Here is a 2,765-nt window from a genome sequence, read left to right on the forward strand (position 1 = left end):
CTTCGCATTATGTTCCCATCCGCCCGCGTCGCCGACGGCCGCCAGCAGGCGTTTGCCCTGCCCGCCTAATACTCCAGCCGGGCCATCGCCGAACATTCAAGGCTTCGGTTCGCCACTCGCAACGACGCCGCCCTCTCGCAGGCGTCCCGACAAATCATCTGCGTTTGAGGCTGCACTTCATGAAGCGTCCATTTTCTATCTCCCAAGCCGCCCAGAACCCAATCAACGCGCTGTTCCATGCAATGTCGGCATTTGTCCATTTTGCCTCCAAGATGCGGAGCTACGGTCAAATCGTATTTCTTGAACCATTTCATGGGCATCAGCTTGGGCTTGTAACTGTCGTCCTAGATGGTGAGAAATTCGTTATCTCCTTCGCGCGTTTCCTCAAAATGGCCCGAAGCTGTAAGGATCACCAGATCCGAGCCTATCTCACGCGAAACGACAACCGTTTGCCTGAGACGACCACCGTCAAGCGCGGAATTCGGCGGATCCGGGAAGTTGTCGCCACGAACATCAATCGGACGACAGACATCGACACCAAGCTCATGCTCGGCCTTGTACAGGCCGCATGCGACGCCGCCATCCTTATCGAATACGTAGACCCAAACCTTCCATTCGCAGCCCGACTTCCTCGCTGGCTCCAAATCGTTGCAATCAAGGAAAACGAAGCGCTCAACACAATCACCGAGCGATATTATCGATTAAACACTCTGGACAGCGGGCCCCCACTTCCACCGGATCACCCAATCCTCCTCCGGATCTCCCAGAACGAGGTGCTCTTGCGCGCGTGCAACAAATATCTGGCCTGTGCCAGGCAGCAGCGTCGACTGGAAGGAAGGAATTCTCGGCTCTACCAGGCCATGACTGCAGCGGCCCGCGCTATCTGACCAGCGAGCTGACACTCCTCCATCTGGAAAATACCGAAGACGACCCAATAGCGGAGCCCACACATGCCTGACTCCACATACGAGGTCATTACCGGCGTCGCCATCCTCGACACCCAAGGCCGGCTTTGGTCACTCCCGAAGCCTCACCGCCACGCGAACATTCATGCGTTGGCATCGTTCCTGAATACGTCCGCGGAGCCCGGCTCGGACTTTCGGGAAGGATTCACCACCAGCCACGGGCGCTACCTCACCCGTGAGGACGCCCTGTCATTGGTCAGGCGCACCGGCCAGCACCTCCGCAATAAGAAGGCCGCACACAGGCTCTATTCGGAGGACCTTTGGTAACCACCGCATAGCGCCGGACCAATCCCAAGCCAACAACCACGCCCGGAGCAGATGCCATGCCCCATAGATCTTCAAGATCCGGTGTTTCAACCGATCGCACGGACCGCACCACACAGGCCGACAAGGCCGCTATCGATCATTGCAGGCGTGTTTTCGGCAATCGCCAAACCACACTCGTCGACGAAATTCCTCCATCCACCTGGAGAAACTGGGATTGTTCCGACGAATTCGCGGTCCACGCCGACCCGCGCCCTTGCGATGACACCTGACAGGCCAAGACGTCCAGAAGACAAGGCCAATGGCGGCGCGCCCCGCCACAACCTCTCAAAGCCGGCCGCCACCGCCGAAGGGACTGCGCAACAATGATCCTCGGCCCTCCAGTCCGTCCTGTCCCGTCTCACCGGCTTCTGATCCTTGCCTGTTCTGCCACCAAACGGCCCGAGCCGGACTGGGCGCCGGCGGTGGAGCGATACAATGGCCCCTTGTGGCAAACACTGCGGGCCACTGACCCGGAGGGACAGCTCGCGAAAGTGGCGGCGCTCTCGGCGCGTTACGGTCTCATTGGCGGCTCGACGCCGATCCAGCACTACGACTGCAGATTGACCGTCGCACTCGCAGATCAAATGAAAGCCGGCGGAATCGACATGCGCTGGCCACCTCATTCAGGCGCCCGCCAGGCGGCGCCTCTCGGCGACTCCGCCGCGACACATATTGCTTCGCTGTGCTCGGTCGATCTCGACACAGTGCCCTTTGACGATGTCGCGGTGGTGGGCGGCCACCGCTACGTAGACCTCGCGCGCCACTTCATTGAAGCCAGCAAGTCCGCCGGCTTCATCGCCCCCAGCTCTGATATAGCCATAATCAATGGCCCCATCGGCCTTATGCGTCAGGCTCTCCGCACCTGGTTGCTCAACCACCCAACCGGGAACTGCTCCCCTGGGGCCTGACTACGCAAACCGCCCCAACGACCAGCACTTCCAATCCCAAAATTCCGCTCAGGACCAATTGCAATGCCCCCAAATCGCAATATGCCTCCGAGACTTGATCTGGGGCGCGCATCCGCCACGACCATGAGTTTCCCCATAGACCACAGGAAGCAGGCGGCAGAATCTCCGGACGCCTTCGCGGTTCCGGAACAAGCCGCCATCACCGTCCAGCCGGCGAAGACCAAGATCTACGACCGTCCCTACATGCCGATGTCCGAGTATATCGCCATGCACAAGGCCGCCGGCACCTACCAGCCGAAGCCGCGCGACCCGAACGCCCCGGCCAAGACCGAGGCCGTCACCGATGCAACCGATGGCGCCGCGAAGGCCCGCAAGCCGGTCTCCGAAGCCCAGCGCCGCTTCTACGCCGGCTACCACGCGCGCAAGCGCGCAGCGGCCGCTCAGTCCGCCGCCTGAGCCCGCTATCGCGCGTCCCCCCCGAGAACGGGCCCGCCACCGCGGGCCTTTTCATTTCAGGACCATCGGCTGTGACCTGACGGTCATCAAACCCCAACAAGCCAGATGGCCCACGGCGCAAACGCGCCAG

General features: G+C 61.1%; 4 protein-coding genes. All 4 read left to right on the forward strand.

All coding sequences use genetic code 11. From position 1 onward, the window contains the following. Positions 1-179 precede the first annotated feature (179 nt). Complete coding sequence (locus tag IE243_RS22405) at positions 180-887, forward strand: hypothetical protein (RefSeq protein WP_191321502.1); 708 nt, start codon at positions 180-182, stop codon at positions 885-887. 63 nt (positions 888-950) lie between these two features. Then, on the forward strand, positions 951-1,232 hold the full coding sequence (locus IE243_RS22410; protein WP_191321503.1) for a Y16D family protein: 282 nt from the start codon (positions 951-953) through the stop codon (positions 1,230-1,232). 482 nt (positions 1,233-1,714) lie between these two features. Then, on the forward strand, positions 1,715-2,179 hold the full coding sequence (locus IE243_RS22415; protein ID WP_244643322.1) for a hypothetical protein: 465 nt from the start codon (positions 1,715-1,717) through the stop codon (positions 2,177-2,179). 123 nt (positions 2,180-2,302) lie between these two features. Beyond that, positions 2,303-2,635, forward strand: a complete 333-nt coding sequence (locus tag IE243_RS22420; RefSeq protein ID WP_191321505.1) for a hypothetical protein — start codon at positions 2,303-2,305, stop codon at positions 2,633-2,635. The last annotated feature ends 130 nt before the right edge of the window (positions 2,636-2,765 follow it).

Source organism: Camelimonas fluminis, assembly GCF_014656355.1.
Taxonomy (GTDB): Bacteria; Pseudomonadota; Alphaproteobacteria; order Rhizobiales; family Beijerinckiaceae; genus Camelimonas; species Camelimonas fluminis.

What these genes read in the sequence shown, in the direction of transcription:
- IE243_RS22410 (WP_191321503.1), top strand. Translation starts at nt 951, where the DNA reads ATGCCTGACTCCACATACGAGGTCATTACCGGCGTCGCCATCCTCGAC.
- IE243_RS22420 (WP_191321505.1), top strand. Translation starts at nt 2,303, where the DNA reads ATGAGTTTCCCCATAGACCACAGGAAGCAGGCGGCAGAATCTCCGGAC.
- IE243_RS22405 (WP_191321502.1), top strand. Translation starts at nt 180, where the DNA reads ATGAAGCGTCCATTTTCTATCTCCCAAGCCGCCCAGAACCCAATCAAC.